Below are 19,393 nucleotides of genomic sequence, written 5' to 3'. Positions count from 1 at the left end.
GGCTGATGTCAAGACTGCGCATCGCGATCGCCACCGTGCTGGTGTTGGCGCTGACGTCCCCTGGCGGCGCGGCCGCCCAGCCCGAGGGGCCGTCCTCATTACCAGCCCGGCTGCTGCCGCTGATCACCGCGCAGATGACAACGATGGGCATCCCAGGGTTGATCGTCTCGGTGCAGACACCGGGCGGGGCGTCGTGGCAAGCCGCGCTCGGTGTGTCCAATGTCGCGACCCGCGCCCCCATGGATGTCGCCGACCATATGCGCATCGGCAGCATCACCAAGTCGCTGACGGCGACGGTGGTCCTTCAGCTGGCCCAGGAGGGCAGGCTGCGCCTCGACGATCCGCTGGCAGCGTACTTCCCCGGTGTGCAGACCAATCGGGCCACGATCCGCCAGGCCCTGCAGCTGACCAGTGGAATCGCCGACTACACCACCGATGCGTTTCTCAATGCACTCGCCGTTGCGCCACAACGGGTTTGGTCACCCGCCGAGCTGGTCGGCCTGATCGCCGACCAACCGCCCATGTTTCCCGCCGGGACCAGCTGGTACTACTCGAACACCAACTACGTGATGCTGGGCATGCTCGCCGAGCAGGTCACCGGGCAGCCGTTGGGGCGGCTCATCTCCGATCGCATCTTCACTCCGCTGGGCACGACCGGCTGTTCGTTCCCCGACGCCGCGGACAACACGATTCCCGCGCCGAGCTCACGCGGCTACATGCTCAGCACGGCCTGGGACCGTCCGCCCACTCCGCCGGCGCCGTTGCCGGCCCTGGTCGACGTCACCGACTTCAACCCGTCGTGGGCGGCCGGGGCCGGGCAGGCCATCTGCACCGTCGACGATCTGGTGATCTGGGCACGTGCGCTGGCCACCGGTGAGCTTCTGGACTCAGACATGCGGGCGCAACGATTCACGTGGTACCCGACCGTGGATCCGCATGCGAAATACGGTCTCGGGGTCGTGAACATCAACGGCCTGGTCGGGCACAACGGGGAGATCACCGGCTTCATGAGCCAGACCGCTCGCCGCGAGTCCGACGGCACCGTCATCGTGGTGCTCAGCAACCTGATGCTCGCACCGGATCTCACCGAGCCCGCGACGGCGATCAGTGAGCTGATCTCGCGGGCGTTGCCGCCGCAGCGGTAGCGGTCAGCCGATCGCCCGGCCGGCGCCTTCCCAGAATCGTGCGCGCACGGCCTTCTTGTCGGGCTTGCCCAGCGCGGTCACCGGCACCGAGTCGACGACGATGATCTGCTTGGGTGATTGCACCGAACCCTTGCGTTCCTTGACCGCGGCCTGGATCTCCTCGGTCAGGGTGGCCACCGACGCCTCGTCGGAGGGATGATCCGGGCGCAGCACGATCACCGCGGTGACGGCCTCACCCCACTTCTCGTCGGGGGTGCCGATCACACAGACTTGCGCGACGGCCGGATGCTCGGCCACGACGTCTTCGACCTCGCGGGGGAACACGTTGAACCCGCCGGTGACGATCATGTCCTTGACCCGGTCGACGATGAACCAGAAGCCGTCCTCGTCCTCGCGGGCCATGTCCCCGGTGTGCAGCCAGCCGTCCTTGAAGGTCTTGGCGGTCTCCTCGGGCAGGTTGTGGTACCCGCCGGACAGCAGCGGCCCGGATACGCAGATCTCGCCGACCTCACCTTGGGGTACTTCGTTGCCGTCGGCATCCAGCAGCGCGGTGCGGGCGAACAGGGTGGGCCGCCCGCAGGAGGTCAGCCGCTTCTCGTCGTGGTCGGCCTTGGCCAGATACGAGATCACCATCGGCGCCTCGGACTGCCCGTAGTACTGGGCGAAGATCGGCCCGAAGCGGCGGATCGCCTCGGCCAGGCGCACCGGATTCATCGCCGAGGCGCCGTAGTAGACGGTCTCCAGCGAGGACAGGTCGCGGGTGTGCGAATCCGGATGGTCCATCAGCGCGTAGATCATTGACGGCACCAACATGGTCGCGGTGATCTTCTGCTCCTCGATCACCCGCAGCACCTCGGCCGGGTCGAACTTGGTCAGCACCACCAGTTCGCCGCCCTTGATGATCGTCGGCACGAAGAACGCGGCCCCGGCATGGGACAGCGGGGTGCACATCAGGAAGCGCGGGTTCTCCGGCCATTCCCACTCGGCGAGCTGAACCGTCGTCATAGTGGTGATCGACTGGGCGGTGCCCAGCACACCCTTGGGCTTGCCGGTAGTGCCGCCGGTGTAGGCCATGCCGCCGACGTGATCGGGCGGAAGGTCGGCCGCCACCAACGGTTTCGGCGTGTACTTGGCGGCCTCGGCGATCAGGTCGACCGCCGAATCGGCCAGCGCCTCGGGCACCGGGCCGAGCGTGAGCACCTGCTTGAGGCCGGGCACCTTGTCCAACAAACCCTGCGCCCGCTCGATGAACATCGGGTTGGGGTCGATGATCAACGACGTCACGCCGGCATCGTTGAGTACGTACGCGTGGTCGTCGAGCGAGCCTAGAGGGTGTAGTGCCACCCGCCGGTAGCCCTGGGTCTGGCCGGCGCCGATGATCATCAACACCTCGGGCCGGTTCAGCGACAGCAGCCCGGCGGTCGCGCCGGTGCCCGCGCCGAGGGCCTCGAAAGCCTGGATGTATTGGCTGATCCGGTCGGCCAGCTGGCCACCGGTCAGGGTGGTGTCACCCAGGTGCAGCACCGGCTTGTTCTTGTTGCGCTTGAGCGCACCGACGGTCAGATGGCCGGAATGCAGGGGATGGCGCAGCAGGTCACTCATGCGGTCCACATTAGAACGTGTTCCAGATCGCAAGGAAGGGCTGTCTTACTTCGCCCGGCGCTGCTGATGCCCCCGTACCGATATCTGCAAGCTGCAGACCCTCTTTTCGCCGACGTGGCACCCTGTCCGGTATGCAACAGCCTCCCGAACCGCGTTTCCTCGACGACCGGCCGGCGTACTGGGCCGAGCACACCCCCGACAGGGAAGCCGTCGCGTATCTGGGCCGCAGCTGGACCTGGGCGCAGTGGTACGACCGGATCCGCCGCTGCGCCGGCGCGCTCAAGGACCGCGGTATCGGCCGCGGCGACGTCGTCGCATTCCTGGACAAGAACCACCCGGCCTGTGTCGAGGTGACGATCGCGGCGTCCTCGCTGGGGGCCGCTGCCGCGATCATCAACTTCCGGCTGGCCGCCGACGAGATGGACTACGTCCTCAACGACTGCGGCGCCAAGCTGCTCGTTGTCGGCACCGAGCTGATCCCGGCCATCGACAAGATCCGCGACAAGCTGATCCACGTCGACAGCGTCATCGAGGTCACCCCCGACGGCGAGCAGGGCGACCAGTACGAGGCCATGCTCAAAGCGGCCACTCCCGTCGGGCGCCAGCCTGACGTGAAGCCCGACGACGCCTGCCTGATCATGTACTCCTCGGGGACCACCGGGCACCCGAAGGGCGTCACGCTCAGTCAGCGAAACCTGTTGGCGCACACCCTGAACGCCGGCACGTTCGAGTTCGGGCCCGACGACAAGAACATGGTGGCGATGCCGCTGTTCCACGTCGGCGGCTCGGCGTATGTGCAGTACGGCATCCACGCCGGCATCCCGACGATCATCACCCGCGAGGCCGACGGTGCGTCACTGGCCGGGGCGATCCTGCAGGGCGCCAACCGCACCTTCCTGGTGCCCGCGGTGCTGGGCAAGGTTCTCGAATCCGGGGATGACGCCATCAAGCTTTTCGGCGCGCTCAAGACCTTCGTCTACGGGGCCTCGCCGATGCCGCCCGCGTTGCTCAAGGCCGCGCTGAAGGCTTGGCCGGAAACCGATTTCATCCAGGTGTACGGGCTGACCGAAGTCTGCGGATCCATCACCCAACTCTCACCGGAGGTGCACCGCGACGAGTCCCGCTCGGACCGTCTGGTCAGCGCCGGTCGGCCCGCGCCCGAGGTCGAGTTACGAGTGGTGGACCCCGACACCCTTGACGAGGTACCGACCGGCCGGCCCGGTGAACTGTGGTTCCGCACACCGCAGTTGATGCTGCGCTACCACAACAAGCCCGAGGCCACCGCGGCGGCGATCACCGAGGACGGCTGGTTCCGCTCGGGCGACATCGGCCGCGTCGACGCCGACGGGTTCATCTTCGTCGAGGACCGCCTCAAGGACATGATCATCTCGGGTGGTGAGAACATCTACTCCGTCGAGGTGGAGCGGGTGCTCACCGACCACCCGGCGGTACTCGACGCAGCCGTATTCGGTGTCCCCGACGACAAGTGGGGTGAGTCGGTCAAGGCCGTTGTCGAATTGTCTGCGGGGCAAAGCACTTCCGAGGAGGAGTTGATCGCGTGGTGCCGCGAGCACCTGGCACGCTACAAGTGCCCCCGCAGCATCGAGATCTCCCCGGAGCTGCCGCGCAACCCCACCGGCAAGCTGCTCAAGCGGGATCTGCGCAAGCCGTACTGGGAGAACCGCGACCGCGCCATCTGATGGTGCCATCGCTCGAGGATCTGCTGGAGCGTCTGCACGTCGTCTCGCTGCCGATGCGAGTTCGGTTCCGTGGCATCACTGTTCGCGAGGTGGCGCTTATCGACGGCCCCTCGGGCTGGGGTGAGTTCGGTGCGTTTCTGGAGTACGAGCCGCCGGAGGCCGCTTTCTGGCTCGCCGCGGGAGTCGAATCTGCTTACGGGGCAAAGGTTCCCACGGTCCGCGAGGTCATCGCGATCAATGCGACGGTGCCCGCGGTGCCGCCGGATCAGGTGCCTGCCGTGCTGGCCCGGTTCCCGGGTGCGCGTACCGCGAAGGTCAAGGTCGCCGAGCCGGGACAGACGCTGGCCGACGACGTCGCGCGGGTCAATGTGGTGCGTTCGGTGATCCCCACGGTTCGGGTGGACGCCAACGGCGGCTGGACGGTCGACGAGGCGGTCGCCGCGGCGCGTGCGCTGACAGCCGACGGGGGGCTGGAGTACATCGAGCAGCCCTGCCGCACTGTGGCCGAGCTGGCCGAGGTGCGACGGCGGGTGGGTGTCGCGATCGCTGCCGACGAGAGCATCCGCAAGGCGTCCGACCCGCTGGCGGTCGTCCGCGCCGGGGCTGCCGACATCGCGGTGGTGAAGGTCGCACCGCTAGGCGGGGTCCGTGCCCTGTTGGACATCGCCGCCCAGATCGACATTCCGGTGGTGGTCTCCAGTGCGCTGGATTCGGCCGTGGGCATTGCGGCCGGGCTGGCGGCGGCAGCGGCGCTGCCGCACCTGGAGCACGCCTGCGGTCTGGGCACCGGCGGGCTGTTCGTCTCCGACGTCGCCGACATCACCCCGGTCGACGGCGGCCTCCGCGTCGTCGACGTCAGCCCCGATCCCGCGCGGCTCGCTGCGCTCGCGGCCCCCGCCGACCGCCGCGACTGGTGGATCGCGCGGATCCGCGCCTGCCACCCCCTGCTCCCTTCCGCCCAAGCCGACAAACGGGCGCGAAAGTTCGAGTAGATCGCGCCGTTTCGTCGATCTCGGTCATCGATTCGTCACCCCACCGCAGTCCGCCGCGCGCCATACTGATTCCCACGCGTGTATCGGAGGTTCGGCCATGAGGAAAAGGGTGCTGTCGGTGACGATGGCCTCGCTTATCCGGCCGACCGGACCCGCCGCGGTGAAGGTCAGCACTGACGGCTGCGTCGGCATGGTCGCGCGCGAATTGGTCGCCGCCTCGGTGAGCGGCTCGCGGTGGGAGTCGCTGAGCAGCCGCCACGGTGTGGTGTTCTGGTTCACCGGCCCCGGCGCGCAAGGATTGGCGGTGAATCCCCTTGCAACACAGTTACTTTTGGCGACCTCGGGCTGGACGGCGGTAGATGTACCGCTGTTGCGGGGGCCGGTTCTGGTGGGTGCCCGCAACGCCGTCGGGACACCGACGGCGTTGTCGATGGCTCAGTTCGAGGTGCTCAACTCGTGGTCGCTACTGTCCTGGCGGTCCCGCCGAACGCTGCGACGGCGACTCGAGCGGGCCGGCTAGAGGCAGGCCGAAAACAAACTTCGATGTCCTGATTTGTGGGATACCTGGCGTAGACGCCATGGCTTTCAGCGCGAACACTCAAGGACATGACGCGATCGGTGGTGATTCTCGGCTTCCCCGGTGTCCAGGCACTGGACCTGGTCGGGCCCTACGACGTGTTCACCGGCGCGGCACTGCTCACCGAGGACGGCTACCGCGTCAGCGTGGTCTCGCGCGACGGGGAACCGGTCGCCACCCCGACCGGGCTGGCGTTCGTCGCCGAGGCGATGCCGCACCCTGAAGGCATCGACACCCTGGTGCTTCCCGGTGGCGGCGGCGTCGATGCCGCGCGGGCCCACCCGGCCACCATGACCTGGATCGGCCGCGCCATCGCCAACTCCCGCCGCGTCGTCAGTGTCTGCACCGGCGCCTTCCTGGCCGCGCAGGCCGGCCTGCTCGACGGCCACCGGGCCACCACGCACTGGGCCTACGCCGACCGGTTGGCGGCCGAGTTCCCTGCCGTCACCGTCGACCCCGAGCCGATCTTCGTGCGCAGCACCCCGACGGTGTGGACGGCGGCCGGCGTGACCGCCGGGATCGACCTCGCGCTCGCGCTCGTCGAGGAGGACCACGGCACCGAGGTCGCCCAGACCGTCGCCCGCTGGCTGGTGCTCTACCTGCGCAGGCCGGGCGGCCAGACGCAGTTCGCCGCGCCGGTCTGGATGCCGCGCGCCAAACGTGAGCCCATCCGCGAGGTTCAGGAGATCATCGAATCCGAACCCGGTGCCGCACACAGCGTCACCGAGTTGGCGCGGCGCGCGGCGATGAGTCCCCGGCACTTCACCCGGGTCTTCACCGACGAGGTCGGCGAGGCGCCGGGGACCTACGTCGAGCGGGTCCGCACCGAAGCAGCCCGCAGGCAGTTGGAGGAGACCGACGACACCGTCGTCGCCATCGCCGCGCGCTGCGGGTTCGGAACCGCGGAAACCATGCGCCGCAACTTCATTCGCCGCATCGGTATCTCACCCGACCAATACCGCAAAACGTTCGCCTAAGGACGAAGAGGAGAAGGCCATGACCCAGATCGCCATCGTGTTGTACCCGGGTTTCACCGCGCTCGACTTCATCGGGCCCTACGAGGTGTTGCGCAATCTGCCCGACACCGAGGTGCGCTTCGTGTGGCACGAACCCGGCCCGATCGCCGCCGACTCGGGCGTACTCGTCGTCGGCGCCACCCACTCTTTCGACGAAACACCCTCGCCGGACATCGTTTTGGTGCCTGGCGGCATGTCCACCTTCGAACACGCCCAGGACCAGAAGGTGCTCGACTGGGTGCGCCAGGCACACGAGACCGCCAGCTGGACGACGTCGGTGTGCTCGGGGTCGCTGATCCTGGCCGCCGCCGGGGTACTCGACGGCAAACGCGCGACGTCACATTGGATGGTGGTGCCGATGCTGCGCACCTTCGGCGTCACCCCGGTCAGCGACGAGCGGATCGTGCGGCAGGGCCAGATCGTCACCGCCGCGGGGGTGTCGGCCGGTATCGATCTGGGTCTGTGGCTGGCCGGACAACTCGGCGGTGACGCGCGGGCCAAGGCGATCCAGCTCGCCATCGAATACGACCCGCAGCCGCCCTTCGACTCCGGCCACCTCTCCAAAGCCTCCGCCGCCACCAAGGCGTCGGCCACCGCGATGCTGTCGAAAGAGACCGTTGCCGGCCATCAGCTCACCCAGTCCGTGCGGCTGCTGTGGCGGGCGGCGTTGCAGACGGCCCGCGATAAGCGCAGGAAGGGTCGCGTAGCCTCTGCCAGGTGATCAACCTGGCCTACGACGACACCGGCTCCGGCGAGCCGGTGTTGTTCATCGCTGGAACCGGCGGCGCTGGCCGCACCTGGCACATCTACCAGGTCCCTGCCTTCCAGGCCGCCGGCTACCGCTGCATCACCTTCGACAACCGCGGTATCGGCGCCACCGAGAACGCGGGTGGCTTCTCCACCGAGCAGATGATCGCCGACACCGCGACGATCATCGAAGAGCTCGTGGGCGGTCCCACCCGCATCGTGGCGATGTCGATGGGTGCCTTCATCGCCCAGGAGCTGATGCTGGCCCGCCCGGAGCTGGTCAGCCAGGCCGTGCTGATGGGCACCCGTGGCCGCGTCGACACCACCCGGCAGTCGTTCCGCGCCGCCGAGGACGTGCTGGCCGACTCCGGCATCGAATTGCCGCCGGCGTATGCGGCGAAAGTGCGTGTGCTGGAGAACTTTTCGCCGAAGACCATCAACAACGACAACGCGATCACCGAGTGGTACGAGATGTTCACCGCGTTTCCGCTCAAGCGCACGCCGGGCTGGCGCGCACAGCTGACGGTGGTGCCCACCCAGAACCGGCTGCCGGCCTACCGGTCGATCACCACGCCGGTGCTCGTGATCGGTTTCGCCGACGACGTGATCACCCCGGCGGCGCTGGGCCGCGAGGTGGCCGACGCCCTGCCCAACGGCCGCTACATCCAGATCGGGCACACCGGTCACCTTGGCTTCCTGGAGCGCCCGGACACCGTCAACAGCGCGATGCTGGACTTCTTCGCCGGCACGCTCGTCTGACCTGACCTGGGCGTTCCCGCCCCAAATCTTGATATGACACGCTGTAGTGGTGAACCCATCGACGGCTCAGGCTCGGGTCGTCGTCGACGAACTGATTCGCGGCGGCGTCCGCGACGTCGTGCTGTGCCCCGGCTCCCGTAACGCGCCGCTGGCGTTTGCCCTGCACGACGCCGACCGTGCGGGCCGGCTGCGCCTGCATGTGCGTATCGACGAGCGCACCGCCGGCTACCTGGCGATCGGCCTCGCGCTGGGCGAGGGTGCGCCGGTGTGCGTGGCGATGACCTCGGGCACGGCGGTCGCCAACATGGGCCCCGCGGTGGTGGAGGCCAACTACGCCCGGGTGCCGCTGATCCTGCTGAGCGCCAACCGGCCGTATGAGTTGCTGGGCACCGGCGCCAATCAGACTTTCGAGCAGCTCGGCTACTTCGGTACCCAGGTTCGCGCGGCGATCAGCCTGGGCCTGGCGGAAGATGCCCCCGAGAAGCTGGACTCGCTCAACGCTCAGTGGCGCTCGGCCACCTGCCGGGTGGTCGCCGCCGCGACCGGTGCGCGCACCGCGAATGCCGGTCCGGTGCAGTTCGACATCCCGCTTCGCGAGCCGCTGGTGCCCAATGAGAGTGGGCAGCCCAGTGAGGTCCCGCCCGGCCGCCCTGACGGCAGGCCGTGGACGTACACCCCGCCGGTGACGTTCGACCAGCCGCTGGAGATCGACCTCACCCCGGACACCGTCGTCATCGCCGGGCACGGCGCGGGCGTGCACCCCAACCTGGCGCATCTGCCGACGGTCGCCGAGCCGACGGCCCCGCACGCCTCGAACGCCCTGCACCCGCTGGCCCTGCCGCTGCTGCGGCCCAAGCAGGTGATCATGCTGGGCCGCCCGACGCTGCACCGGCCGGTGTCGAATCTGCTGGCCGATCCGTCGTTGCCGGTGTTCGCCCTGACCACCGGCCCGCGCTGGCCGGACGTCTCAGGCAACTCGCAGGCCACCGGGACCCGGGCCGAGACCATCGGCGAGCCGGACCCGGACTGGCTGCGCCGGTGCGCGCAGGCCAACGAGCATGCGGTGGCGGCGGTCCGCGAGCAGCTGGCCGCCCACCCGCTGACCACCGGGCTGCACGTCGCCGCCGCGGTGGCCGACGCGGTCGGCCCGGGGGACCAGGTCGTTCTGGGCGCATCCAACCCGGTGCGCGACGCCGCGCTGGTCGGGCTGAACACCGAGGGCCTCAAGGTGCGTTCCAACCGCGGGGTGGCCGGTATCGACGGCACGGTGTCGACGATCATCGGTGCCGCCCTGGCTCATTCGGGCCGCACCGTGGCGCTCATCGGTGACCTGACGTTCGTCCACGACAGTTCGGGTCTGTTGATCGGGCCGACGGAGCCGACGCCGCGCAACCTCACCATCGTGGTGTCCAACGACAACGGCGGCGGCATCTTCGAACTGCTCGAGCAGGGTGACCCGCGGTTCTCCGATGTGTCCTCGCGGATCTTCGGCACCCCGCACGACGTCGACGTCGGCGCGCTGTGCCGGGCCTATCACGTCGATTCGCGGCAGATCGAGGTCGACGAACTCGGTGCCGCACTTGCCGAAAGCCACGACGGGATGCGGGTTTTGGAGGTCAAGGCCGACCGGTCCTCGCTGCGGCAGTTGCATGCGGCGATCAAGGCGGCACTGTGATCGGCAGGCTGCGAGCCCTGCTGGAACCCGCGCTGCCACGGCGCACACCCGACGTTCCCGACACACCCATTCGGAAAGTGTTGCGCTGGAGCAAGTGTGCGGTGTGGATCGTCATCGGGCTGGTCACGTTGCAGTCGATCCTGCTGGTGGCCGGGGCCTGGCGTAACGACCGTCAGATCGAACGCAACATGGGAGTCGCTCAGGCCGAAGTGCTGTCGGCCGGCCCGCGCCGTTCGACGATCGAGTTCGTCACCCCCGACCGGATCACCTACCGTCCCGAGCTCGGGGTGCTGTATCCCTCGGAGCTGGCCGAGGGGATGCGCATCTACGTCGAGTACGACAGGAGCGATCCGGATCTCGTTCGGGTGCAATACCGTAACGCCTCGCTGGCGATCATCCCGGCCGGGTCGATCGCGGTGGTGGGCTGGCTGATCGGTGGGCTGCTGCTAGCGGGCCTTGTGGTGGCCGAACGCCGGGTGAACCGTCACGACGACATCAGTTTGGACAGCCAGTTGTTGTCGTAGATGTCGACGGTGTCGCCCTTCTTCAGGTCGTACACCGTGGGTGTTCCGGTGTTGACCGGGTCCACCTCGTAGAGGTACTCGAAGTTGGCGTCGCCCAACTGTTTCGCGTCCACCGCGTCCTTGCCTGCCTTGATGGCGGCGACCGCCTCGGCCGGGATTCCGCTGTCGCGTGCCATGTTGGCCAGCTCGTCGTTGCCCGGTCCGGTGCCGCCGGGATCCTGATGGCCCCACAGATCCTCGACGAACTTCTGGAACGCTCGGGCCGACGTCTTGGGACCGGCGGCGGCGAACAGGACATTGGCGACGCGCTCGGAGTGTCGTTTTGTGTCAGGGGTGTCCAGGAAGGTCAGCGGCCGGTAGGTGACGGCGAGCTGGCCGAGGTCCATGTAGCTGGCCAGCTGATCGCCGAAGTCCTTCTGCAGATCCGCGCAGTGGGTGCATTGCGGTTCGGTGTAGAGCTCGATCTGCACCGGGGCTTTGGGGTCACCGGAGAGGATGCCGAAGCCGTCTTTAGTGATCGCCGTCACCGGGCCGTTCGGATCCACTTGTGCCACACCGGCGACAGCCTTGGTGCAGCCGGTGAGCAGGAGGAGCGTCAGCACGAGCGCAGACAGGTAGCGCATGCCTCGCACCGTACCGCCCCACCAGCTTTTCGTGTCGCGTATGCCTGGGCGAAACCTTGCTGACAGGCGCCGCTGAGACCCTCGATACGTGCGCGTAGCGATTGTCGCGGAGTCTTTCCTGCCCAACGTCAACGGAGTCAGCAACTCGGTGCTGCGGGTGCTGGAGCATCTGCGTCGTACCGGCCATGAAGCTCTGGTCATCGCACCGGACAATCCGCGCGGTGAGCAACCCGCCGACCGTATCCATGACGGGATCCGGGTGCACCGGGTGCCGGCCCGGATGTTCCCGAAGGTGACCTCACTGCCGCTCGGGGTGCCGCGACCGCGGATGGTGGGGGTGTTGCGCGGCTTCGATCCGCACGTCGTGCATCTGGCCTCCCCGGCGCTGCTGGGTTACGGCGGCTTGCATGCCGCGCGGTATCTCGGGGTGCCGACGGTCGCGGTGTTCCAGACCGACGTCGCCGGGTTCGCCGAGAGCTACGGCATCGGTGTGGCCTCTCGTGCGGCGTGGGCGTGGACGCGGCACCTGCATTCGCGCGCCGACCGCACCCTGGCGCCGTCCACTGCGGCCATGGAAGACCTTGCCGCGCATAACATTCCGCGGGTCCATCACTGGGGGCGCGGTGTCGACGTCACCGGTTTCGCGCCGTCCAATCGTGACAGCGAGCTGCGCCGGGTGTGGTCGCCGCAGGGCAAGCCGATCGTCGGCTTCGTGGGGCGGCTGGCCCCGGAGAAACACGTCGAACGTCTTGCGGCCCTTGGCCACCGCGACGATCTGCAGGTGGTGATCGTCGGTGACGGTGTCGACCGGGCCAAGCTGGCCGCCCAGCTGCCGCGCGCGGTGTTCACCGGCGCGCTCTACGGCGAGCAGCTGGCCGCCGCCTACGCCAGCATGGACGTCTTCGTCCATCCCGGCGAGCACGAGACGTTCTGCCAGGCCGTCCAGGAGGCGATGGCCTCTGGGCTCCCGGTGATCGCACCCGACGCGGGCGGGCCCCGCGATCTCGTCGCGCCATATCGCACCGGGCTGCTGTTGCCGGTGGCCGAATTCGAGCAGCGGCTCACCCAGTCCGTCGAGCATCTGCTCGACGAGCGGCCCCGCTACGCACAGGCCGCGCGGCGCAGCGTGCTGGGCCGCACCTGGCCGGCGATCTGCGACCAACTGCTGGGCCACTACGAGGCCGTGCAGGCCGAGGGGCGCGGGCGGCGCCGGTCTCGGGCGGCATGATCCGTGCCCGCCTCCGAGCGACTTTCGGGCACTCCCGTCTGGAGATTCGCTGAGAGCCGGGCACATATCGTGGCTACGCCCGGATGGCAGTCGCCTGAATTGTTGCTGAGATGGGTTTTGTTCCAGTGTGATTCGGGGCACACTGGAGTGCACAAGTAGTCCCAAGGTCTGGGAGACCTCATGAGTGACACCACGCTTCGTCAAGAACTGCAAGCCTTTGCCACCGAGCTACGCAAGCTGGCATACACGATGCCGGCCGGCCACGAGGATCGGCTGATTCACCTCAGTGAACGCATGGCCGGGCGGGCGCGCCAGCTGCTGGCGCGTGACGCGCACGCCATATAACTAGCCCTGCGCCTCCACGGCCACCGACTGCCACTGCTCCCAGTTGGCCAGCCGGCTCTCGTAGTCGGCCCTGGCGACCTGCAGCGGTGACTCCCCGAAGAACACCCGCAGCGGCGGGTTCTCGGCGTCGACCACCTTCAGCAGGGCAGCGGCCGAGGCCTGCGGGTTGCCGGGCTTGGCCCAGCGCTGCGCACGCGCCTCGGCGACCTGCAGGTGCAACTCGGCGTAGTCGGGCAACGGCTCGGAGCGCTTCGACGACGGCCCCGACCAGTCGGTGTCGAACCCGCCGGGCTCGATCAGCGTGACGTGGATGCCGAACGGCGCGACTTCCTGGGCCAGCGACTGGGAGAAGCCTTCCAGCGCCCACTTCGAGGCGTGGTAGATGCCGACGAGGGGAAACGCGGTGATCCCGCCGATCGAGGACACCTGGATGATGTGGCCGCTGCGCTGGGCCCGCAGGAACGGCAGCGCGGCCTGGGTCACCCACAGCGCCCCGAAGACGTTCGTCTCGATCTGGTCGCGCGCGTCGGCCTCGCTGAGTTCCTCGACGAAGCCGAAGTGGCCGTAGCCGGCGTTGTTCACGACGATGTCGAGCCGGCCGAAGTGGTCGTGAGCGGCCTTGACCGCGGCGAAGTCGGCGTCACGGTCGGTGACGTCGAGCGCGATCGGCAGGATCGCGTCGCCGTACTTGTCGACCAGGTCGGCCAGGGTGTCGGTGTTGCGGGCGGTCGCGGCGACCTTGTCACCGCGTTCGAGGGCCGCGATCGTCCATTCCCGGCCGAAGCCGCGGGATGTTCCGGTAATGAACCACACTTTTTCACTCATGGTTGTAGGCAACGCACGACGCGGCTCAGGATTCCCACTCGGGTAGCGTCGGTTCGGTGAGCCGCGCGACGCTGGACAAGGATCCCCGTGACGTGGCGTCGATGTTTGACGCCGTGGCGCGCCGCTATGACATCACCAACACGGTGCTCTCGCTGGGCCAGGACCGGGCCTGGCGGCGGGCCACCCGCTCGGCACTGAGCATCGGGCCGGGCGACGCCGTGCTGGACCTGGCCGCCGGGACGGCGGTGTCGACGGTCGAGCTGGCCAAGTCCGGGGCGTGGTGTGTGGCCGCCGACTTCTCGGTGGGCATGCTGCAGGCCGGGCTGGAGCGGCCGGTGCCCAAGGTGGGCGCCGACGCCACCAAGCTGCCGTTCGCCGACGAGGTCTTCGATGCGGTGACGATCAGCTTCGGTCTGCGCAATGTCGTCGACCACTCGGCCGGGCTGCGCGAGATGGCCCGCGTCACCAAGCCGGGTGGCCGGCTGGTGGTGTGCGAGTTCTCCACTCCCGTGGTGCCGGTGTTTTCGACGGTTTACAAGGAGTACCTGATGCGGGCGCTGCCGAAGGTGGCCACCGCCGTGTCGAGCAACCCCGAGGCCTACGTCTATCTCGCCGAGTCCATCCGCGCCTGGCCCGACCAGGCCGAGCTGGCCCGTCGCATCGAGGCGGCCGGCTGGTCACAGGTGCGCTGGCGCAACCTCACCGGCGGCATCGTCGCCCTGCACGCCGCCATCAAGCCCTAGCGGCCGGCGTCGGCGAGCACCTGATAGCCGGCGTTGTAGCCCGGGATGAACGTGATGCCCGGCCCGCCGTGGCAGCCCGCACCGCCGAGGTACAGGCCCTCGATCGGGATGGGCTCGTCGAGAAAACCCTTGGGCCCCGGCCGGTTTGGCCCCATCAGCTCGGGCTGCAGCAGGCCCTGGCAGAAGTCGCCGTTGGGTGCGCCGAACATGGTGTTCATGTGGTACGGCGCGAACGTGATGTTGCGGATGACGATGTCTTTGAAGTTCGGCGCGTACTTGGTGATCTTGTCGATGACGACCTTGGCCATCTCGTTCTTGAGGTGACCGTGCTGTTCGCGCGGCGCCTCGGTGGGGAAGGCGTAGACGTACACGCTGGCCGCGTGCTTGCCCTCCGGCGCCAGCTCCGGATCGCCGACGGTCGGGATCTGGATCGACAGCGCCGGGTTGTCCGGGATAATTCCGAAGCGGCAGTTGTCCCATTGGCGCTGCTGGGTTTCCGGCGAGCCGAACATGCCCACCGACATCTGCATGCCCGGCTCGTTGAGGAACTCGTGCGGCCCGGCGTATTCGGGCAGGCCGTCGAGCGCGAAGTGGATCTGCAGGTAGGAGCCGCGGTGGTCACGTCCGCCGAGCCGGGTCACCAGTGACGACGGAAGGTGTTCGGCCCCAACCAGATCCAGCAGTGTGGTGTCGGGTGCCAGGTTGGAGACGACGACCGGTGCGCTGATGGTGGTGCCGTCCTTGAGGCGGACGCCGTTGACTTTGGCGTTCTCGACGAGGATCTTGTCGACCTTGGCGCGGTAGCGGATCTCGCCTGCGGCCTCGAGGTAGAGCTTCTTGAGGTGGTCGGACAGTGCGCCGATGCCGCCCTTGATCTTGCTGGTCATCTGGCCGCCTTCTTCGGGGATGGCCAGGGCGAACGCCAAACATGTTGCGCTGCCGGGGGTGTAGGGCCCGCGGTAGGTGGAGTTGACCGCCAGGAAGGCCAGCATGCCGCGGATGACGGCGTGCTTCTCCTTGTCTGGCACGTAGCGGTCGATGACGTCCATGGCCGAGCCGAACAACATGTCGTGGATGGCGCGGCGCTCGTTCTCGTCGGCGGCGCAGGCGTACATCTCGTCGATGGTCTTCGGCGGTTCGAGAGCGTCGAAGCGGCCCAGCGCTTTTCGCGGCCCGGTGGCCCAGCCGTACAGCTCGGCCATGCCCATGACGGCCTCCATGCCGTGCTTCTCGGCCATTTGGGTCATCATCACCATGGGGTCGTGGTGGAAGACCATCGGCTCTTCACCGTTCTCGCCGAGGTTGACCGACATGATCTCGTTCTCGAGGACCGGCAGCGTGTCCAGGCCGAGCTCGGAGTTGATCTTCGGCGCGGTGGGGAAGCGGATCGACCCGGCGATCTCGAACTGGAACCCGTCGATGAGCTCGACGGTGGCGGCCATGCCGCCGCTGTAGGTGTTCTGCTCCAGGATCAGCGTGCGCAAACCCGCTTGTTGCAGCACCGCTGCCGCGGTCAAACCGTTGTGTCCAGCCCCCACGATGATGGCGTCGTAATCAGTCATGCGGCGGAGTTTATGCAGCGCGGGCCCACTTTGGGCCAAGTTTTGTCAAATTTGTCATTTATCCGCGCCGCGGGCAGTTCGCGCACGCTCGGGGCTGGCGCGCTCAGCTGAAAGGCGTGCGGCGATCCAGGATTCGCGACGCGAAGCCGGTCGAACGCCAGACCCGGGCCACCATGTCGGCGTCGTCGTCGGTGACGAGATTGCCCATCACCCGCACCGCCAGGCCCATCAGTCGTGATGAGCGCATCGCCACCGGGCCCGTCGCGGGCAGGAAGCGCGGCAGCGTCAGCAGCAGCCCGAGGCGCCGCGCCGCCGAGAAGCAACGCCCGTAGTGCGCCTGCAGCAGCGCGGGCCAGGCCGACGCAACATCGGCGGCGCCGAGCATGTCGGCGGCCAGCCGCCCGGTCTCCAGCCCGTAGTCGATGCCCTCACCGTTGAGCGGGTTCACGCATGCCGCGGCGTCGCCGATCAACATCCAGTTGGGTCCCGCCACCCCGGACACCGCGCCGCCCATCGGCAGTAGCGCCGAGGACACCGCCCGCGGCGGGCCCTCAAAACCCCAGGATGCGCGCTTGAGATCGGTGTAGTGCTTGATCAGCGGACGTAACGCCACGTCAGCGGGCCTCTTCGCGGTCGCCAGCGCGCCGACGCCGATGTTCACCTCGCCGTTGCCCAGCGGGAAGATCCAGCCGTAGCCGGGCAGCACCTGCCCGTCGACCGACCGCAGCTCGAGGTCAGAGGAGATCCACGGCTCCGAGGCCCGCGGCGAGGCCACGTAGCCGCGCGCGGCCACCCCGTAGACGGTCTCCTGATGCCACTGCCGGCCCAGTACCCGCCCGAACGGCGAGCGAGCCCCGTCGGCCACGATCACCCAGCGGCACCGCACCGACGACCCGTCGGCCAACACTACTGCTGACACCCGGCCCGACGAATCCCTCGACACGTCAACGGCTTTCACGCCGAGCAGCATCGCCGCCCCGGATTCCTCGGCGACCTTGCGGATCCGGTCGTCGAGCTCGGTGCGCGGCACCGCCGAACCCCAGCCCGGGAACGACGGGCCCGGCCACGGCACTTCCACGTCGGCGCCGAACCCGGCCAGCCGCAACCCGTGGTGGCGGATGCGCCCGTCGAGCCAGTCGCCCAGACCCAGGCCCTGCAGTTCGAGGATCGCGCGCGGGGTCAGCCCGTCACCGCACGCCTTGTCGCGGGGGAACTCGGCGGCGTCGATGACGAGGACCTCCCGGCCCGCGCGAGCGGCCCAGGCGGCCGCGGCAGAGCCCGCCGGTCCCGCCCCGACGATGACCACATCCGCGTGCCTGTCCACTCTCCCAGTATGTTGGCAGGGTGAGGACACCGGCGACCGTGGTAGCTGGGGTGGACTTCGGAGACCCGGAGTTCGCCCAGAACGTCCGCGACGGGGTGGGCCGCGTCGAAGAGCTCATGGGCACCGAACTGCGCGGCGGTGACGAGCTGATGACCGAGGCCGTCCTGCACCTCTTCGAGGCCGGCGGCAAGCGGTTCCGCCCGCTGTTCACGGTGCTCTCGGCCCAGATCGGGCCCGAGCCGGACGCCTGGCAGGTCACCGTGGCCGGTGCGGTCATCGAGATGGTGCACCTGGCCACGCTGTACCACGACGACGTGATGGACGAGGCGCAGATCCGGCGCGGTGCGCCCAGCGCCAACGCCCGCTGGGGCAACAACATCGCGATCCTGGCCGGCGACTACCTGTTCGCAACGGCCTCCCGACTGGTCAGCCAGCTCGGCCCGGACGCGGTGCGCATCATCGCCGAGACGTTCGCCCAGCTCGTGACCGGTCAGATGCGCGAAACCAAGGGCGCGGCCACCAACGTCGACCCCGTCGACCATTACCTCAAGGTCGTCTACGAGAAGACGGCCTGTCTGATCGCGGCGTCGGGCCAGTTCGGCGGCACGTTCTCCGGGGCCACTCCGGATCAGGTCGAGCGGCTGAGCCGGCTGGGCGGCATCGTCGGCACCGCGTTCCAGATCTCCGACGACATCATCGACATCGACTCCAACCCCGACGAGTCGGGGAAGCTGCCGGGCACCGACCTGCGTGAGGGCGTGCATACCCTGCCGGTGCTGTACGCCCTGAACGAGACCGGCCCGGACGCCGACCGGTTGCGTCAGCTGGTGGCGGGCCCGATCGAGGACGACGACAAGCTGGCCGAGGCGCTGGGGCTGTTGCGCGCCGGTGACGGGCTGGCCAAGGCGAAGGCGACTGTGGCCCGGTATGCCGAGCAGGCCGGTGAAGAGCTGGCGGGGCTGCCGGACGTGCCGGGTCGCCGTGCGCTGGCTTCTCTGGTCGACTACACCATCAATCGACACGGCTGACTCCCTGAGGAACCTTGCGGCATGCGCGGGGCGTTAGTCTGCCGAAGAGTGCGTTCGTAGGAGGAAACCCGATGACCTGGCATCCGACCACCAACCGGCTCAAGACGTTCGTTCTGCTCGTCGGGATGTCGGCCTTTATCGTCTTCCTCGGCTCGCTGTTCGGCCGCAACGTCATGTTCCTGGCGCTGATCTTCGCGATCGGCATGAACGTGTACGTCTACTTCAACTCCGACAAGCTGGCGCTGCGCGCGATGCACGCCCAGCCCATCACCGAGGTGCAGGCTCCGCAGATCTACGCCATGGTGCGTGAGCTGGCCACCACCGCGCACCAGCCGATGCCGCGGCTCTACATCAGCGACACCGCCAACCCCAACGCGTTCGCCACCGGGCGCAACCCACGCAATGCCGCGGTGTGCGTCACCACCGGCATTCTGAACCTGCTCAGCGAACGTGAACTGCGTGCCGTCCTGGGCCATGAACTCTCCCACGTCTACAACCGCGACATCCTGATCTCCTGTGTCGCGGGCGCTCTCGCCTCGGTGGTCACCGCGCTGGCCAACATGGCGATGTTCGCCGGGGCCTTCGGCGGCAACCGCGAAGGTGGCGCGAATCCTTTTGCGCTGCTGCTGGTTTCGCTGCTCGGCCCGATCGCCGCGACGCTGATCCGACTGGCGGTCTCGCGGTCGCGGGAGTACCAGGCCGACGAGTCCGGTGCCGAGCTGTCCGGCGACCCGCTGTCGCTGGCCTCGGCGCTGCGCAAGATCAGCGGTGGTGTGGAAGCCGCGCCGCTGCCGCCGAACCCGCAGCTGGCCGACCAGGCGCACCTGATGATCGCCAGCCCGTTCCGCTCCGGTGAGAAGATCGGCAAGCTGTTCTCCACCCACCCGCCGATCCCGGACCGGATCGCGCGCCTGGAGAAAATGGCGGGGCTGTAACCCCTGGGGTCCCGCGAGCAGTCGCAAAATCGCACAATCCGGC

Annotated in this window: 19 protein-coding genes; 14 read left to right on the top strand and 5 right to left on the bottom strand. The window is 68.3% G+C overall.

The window, feature by feature from the left end; translation table 11 throughout:
• Positions 1 to 5: 5 nt before the first annotated feature.
• Entirely contained in the window at positions 6 to 1,145 is a 1,140-nt protein-coding gene (locus tag HBE64_RS20790) for a serine hydrolase (RefSeq protein ID WP_167106529.1), read from the top strand.
• A 3-nt stretch (positions 1,146 to 1,148) separates the two neighbouring features.
• Here HBE64_RS20790 and fadD8 read toward each other — a convergent pair whose 3' ends face one another.
• Positions 1,149 to 2,747, bottom strand: coding sequence for a fatty-acid--CoA ligase FadD8 (gene fadD8 / locus HBE64_RS20785; RefSeq protein ID WP_167106526.1), 1,599 nt, complete (start codon positions 2,745 to 2,747; stop codon positions 1,149 to 1,151).
• Positions 2,748 to 2,878: 131 nt separating this feature from the next.
• On the opposite strand from fadD8, the gene HBE64_RS20780 reads away from it, so the two are divergent.
• From HBE64_RS20780 to HBE64_RS20745, 8 genes are all read left to right on the top strand, one after another.
• A complete protein-coding gene (locus HBE64_RS20780) occupies positions 2,879 to 4,447 on the top strand; it encodes a long-chain-fatty-acid--CoA ligase (RefSeq protein ID WP_167106523.1) in 1,569 nt (522 codons plus the stop codon).
• On the top strand, positions 4,447 to 5,439 hold the full coding sequence (locus HBE64_RS20775) for an o-succinylbenzoate synthase (protein WP_167106520.1): 993 nt from the start codon (positions 4,447 to 4,449) through the stop codon (positions 5,437 to 5,439). The genes HBE64_RS20780 and HBE64_RS20775 overlap by 1 nt, the downstream gene beginning before the upstream one ends.
• A gap of 97 nt (positions 5,440 to 5,536) precedes the next feature.
• The gene (locus tag HBE64_RS20770; protein WP_167106517.1) at positions 5,537 to 5,959 is read left to right on the top strand and encodes a hypothetical protein; all 423 of its coding nucleotides are present in this window, start codon (positions 5,537 to 5,539) and stop codon (positions 5,957 to 5,959) included.
• An 86-nt stretch (positions 5,960 to 6,045) separates the two neighbouring features.
• Entirely contained in the window at positions 6,046 to 6,993 is a 948-nt protein-coding gene (locus HBE64_RS20765) for a GlxA family transcriptional regulator (RefSeq protein WP_167106514.1), read from the top strand.
• A 19-nt stretch (positions 6,994 to 7,012) separates the two neighbouring features.
• On the top strand, positions 7,013 to 7,753 hold the full coding sequence (locus HBE64_RS20760; RefSeq protein ID WP_167106511.1) for a DJ-1/PfpI family protein: 741 nt from the start codon (positions 7,013 to 7,015) through the stop codon (positions 7,751 to 7,753).
• The gene (locus tag HBE64_RS20755) at positions 7,750 to 8,538 is read left to right on the top strand and encodes an alpha/beta fold hydrolase (RefSeq protein WP_208300516.1); all 789 of its coding nucleotides are present in this window, start codon (positions 7,750 to 7,752) and stop codon (positions 8,536 to 8,538) included. Before HBE64_RS20760 ends, HBE64_RS20755 begins: the two co-directional genes overlap by 4 nt.
• A gap of 49 nt (positions 8,539 to 8,587) precedes the next feature.
• Positions 8,588 to 10,213, top strand: coding sequence for a 2-succinyl-5-enolpyruvyl-6-hydroxy-3-cyclohexene-1-carboxylic-acid synthase (gene menD, locus HBE64_RS20750; protein WP_167106508.1), 1,626 nt, complete (start codon positions 8,588 to 8,590; stop codon positions 10,211 to 10,213).
• A complete protein-coding gene (locus HBE64_RS20745; RefSeq protein ID WP_167106505.1) occupies positions 10,210 to 10,737 on the top strand; it encodes a DUF3592 domain-containing protein in 528 nt (175 codons plus the stop codon). Before menD ends, HBE64_RS20745 begins: the two co-directional genes overlap by 4 nt.
• Here the strand turns inward: HBE64_RS20745 and HBE64_RS20740 are convergent.
• Complete coding sequence (locus tag HBE64_RS20740; protein ID WP_167106502.1) at positions 10,698 to 11,360, bottom strand: thioredoxin domain-containing protein; 663 nt, start codon at positions 11,358 to 11,360, stop codon at positions 10,698 to 10,700. The two genes, HBE64_RS20745 and HBE64_RS20740, sit on opposite strands and share 40 nt — an antisense overlap.
• An 88-nt stretch (positions 11,361 to 11,448) precedes the next feature.
• On the opposite strand from HBE64_RS20740, the gene HBE64_RS20735 reads away from it, so the two are divergent.
• Together HBE64_RS20735 and HBE64_RS20730 are read left to right on the top strand one after the other, a co-directional pair.
• The gene (locus HBE64_RS20735; RefSeq protein WP_167106498.1) at positions 11,449 to 12,588 is read left to right on the top strand and encodes a glycosyltransferase family 1 protein; all 1,140 of its coding nucleotides are present in this window, start codon (positions 11,449 to 11,451) and stop codon (positions 12,586 to 12,588) included.
• A gap of 180 nt (positions 12,589 to 12,768) precedes the next feature.
• Positions 12,769 to 12,933 carry a hypothetical protein gene (locus HBE64_RS20730; RefSeq protein ID WP_167106495.1) on the top strand — a complete coding sequence of 55 codons (165 nt, stop codon included), beginning with the start codon at positions 12,769 to 12,771 and terminating at the stop codon, positions 12,931 to 12,933.
• Here HBE64_RS20730 and HBE64_RS20725 read toward each other — a convergent pair whose 3' ends face one another.
• On the bottom strand, positions 12,934 to 13,758 hold the full coding sequence (locus tag HBE64_RS20725) for an SDR family oxidoreductase (protein ID WP_167106492.1): 825 nt from the start codon (positions 13,756 to 13,758) through the stop codon (positions 12,934 to 12,936). It lies immediately after the preceding gene.
• A 56-nt stretch (positions 13,759 to 13,814) separates the two neighbouring features.
• Between HBE64_RS20725 and HBE64_RS20720 the strand changes: the two genes are divergently transcribed.
• Entirely contained in the window at positions 13,815 to 14,501 is a 687-nt protein-coding gene (locus HBE64_RS20720) for a demethylmenaquinone methyltransferase (RefSeq protein ID WP_167106489.1), read from the top strand.
• Here the strand turns inward: HBE64_RS20720 and HBE64_RS20715 are convergent.
• Entirely contained in the window at positions 14,498 to 16,063 is a 1,566-nt protein-coding gene (locus HBE64_RS20715) for an NAD(P)/FAD-dependent oxidoreductase (RefSeq protein WP_167106486.1), read from the bottom strand. The genes HBE64_RS20720 and HBE64_RS20715 overlap by 4 nt on opposite strands.
• Before the next feature lie 103 nt (positions 16,064 to 16,166).
• Positions 16,167 to 17,387, bottom strand: a complete 1,221-nt coding sequence (gene menJ / locus HBE64_RS20710) for a menaquinone reductase (RefSeq protein WP_167106483.1) — start codon at positions 17,385 to 17,387, stop codon at positions 16,167 to 16,169.
• Between the two features lie 20 nt (positions 17,388 to 17,407).
• On the opposite strand from menJ, the gene grcC1 reads away from it, so the two are divergent.
• Both grcC1 and htpX read left to right on the top strand, forming a co-directional pair.
• On the top strand, positions 17,408 to 18,415 hold the full coding sequence (grcC1, locus tag HBE64_RS20705) for a nonaprenyl/(2E,6E)-farnesyl/geranylgeranyl diphosphat synthase (protein ID WP_208300515.1): 1,008 nt from the start codon (positions 17,408 to 17,410) through the stop codon (positions 18,413 to 18,415).
• 71 nt (positions 18,416 to 18,486) lie between these two features.
• Positions 18,487 to 19,350, top strand: coding sequence for a zinc metalloprotease HtpX (gene htpX, locus HBE64_RS20700; RefSeq protein ID WP_167106480.1), 864 nt, complete (start codon positions 18,487 to 18,489; stop codon positions 19,348 to 19,350).
• The last annotated feature ends 43 nt before the right edge of the window (positions 19,351 to 19,393 follow it).

This window comes from Mycobacterium sp. DL592, from assembly GCF_011694515.1.
Lineage (GTDB): Bacteria > Actinomycetota > Actinomycetes > Mycobacteriales > Mycobacteriaceae > Mycobacterium.
Note: the sequence above shows the minus strand (reverse complement) of the source record. Positions and strands in the feature narration are given on the sequence as shown.

Coding starts and splice junctions, on each gene's coding strand:
- HBE64_RS20730 (WP_167106495.1), top strand. CDS start 12,769: ATGAGTGACACCACGCTTCGTCAAGAACTGCAAGCCTTTGCCACCGAG.
- HBE64_RS20780 (WP_167106523.1), top strand. CDS start 2,879: ATGCAACAGCCTCCCGAACCGCGTTTCCTCGACGACCGGCCGGCGTAC.
- fadD8 (WP_167106526.1), bottom strand. CDS start 2,747: ATGAGTGACCTGCTGCGCCATCCCCTGCATTCCGGCCATCTGACCGTC.
- HBE64_RS20740 (WP_167106502.1), bottom strand. CDS start 11,360: ATGCGCTACCTGTCTGCGCTCGTGCTGACGCTCCTCCTGCTCACCGGC.
- HBE64_RS20715 (WP_167106486.1), bottom strand. CDS start 16,063: ATGACTGATTACGACGCCATCATCGTGGGGGCTGGACACAACGGTTTG.
- HBE64_RS20725 (WP_167106492.1), bottom strand. CDS start 13,758: ATGAGTGAAAAAGTGTGGTTCATTACCGGAACATCCCGCGGCTTCGGC.
- HBE64_RS20765 (WP_167106514.1), top strand. CDS start 6,046: ATGACGCGATCGGTGGTGATTCTCGGCTTCCCCGGTGTCCAGGCACTG.
- HBE64_RS20760 (WP_167106511.1), top strand. CDS start 7,013: ATGACCCAGATCGCCATCGTGTTGTACCCGGGTTTCACCGCGCTCGAC.
- HBE64_RS20790 (WP_167106529.1), top strand. CDS start 6: ATGTCAAGACTGCGCATCGCGATCGCCACCGTGCTGGTGTTGGCGCTG.
- HBE64_RS20775 (WP_167106520.1), top strand. CDS start 4,447: ATGGTGCCATCGCTCGAGGATCTGCTGGAGCGTCTGCACGTCGTCTCG.
- HBE64_RS20770 (WP_167106517.1), top strand. CDS start 5,537: ATGAGGAAAAGGGTGCTGTCGGTGACGATGGCCTCGCTTATCCGGCCG.
- htpX (WP_167106480.1), top strand. CDS start 18,487: ATGACCTGGCATCCGACCACCAACCGGCTCAAGACGTTCGTTCTGCTC.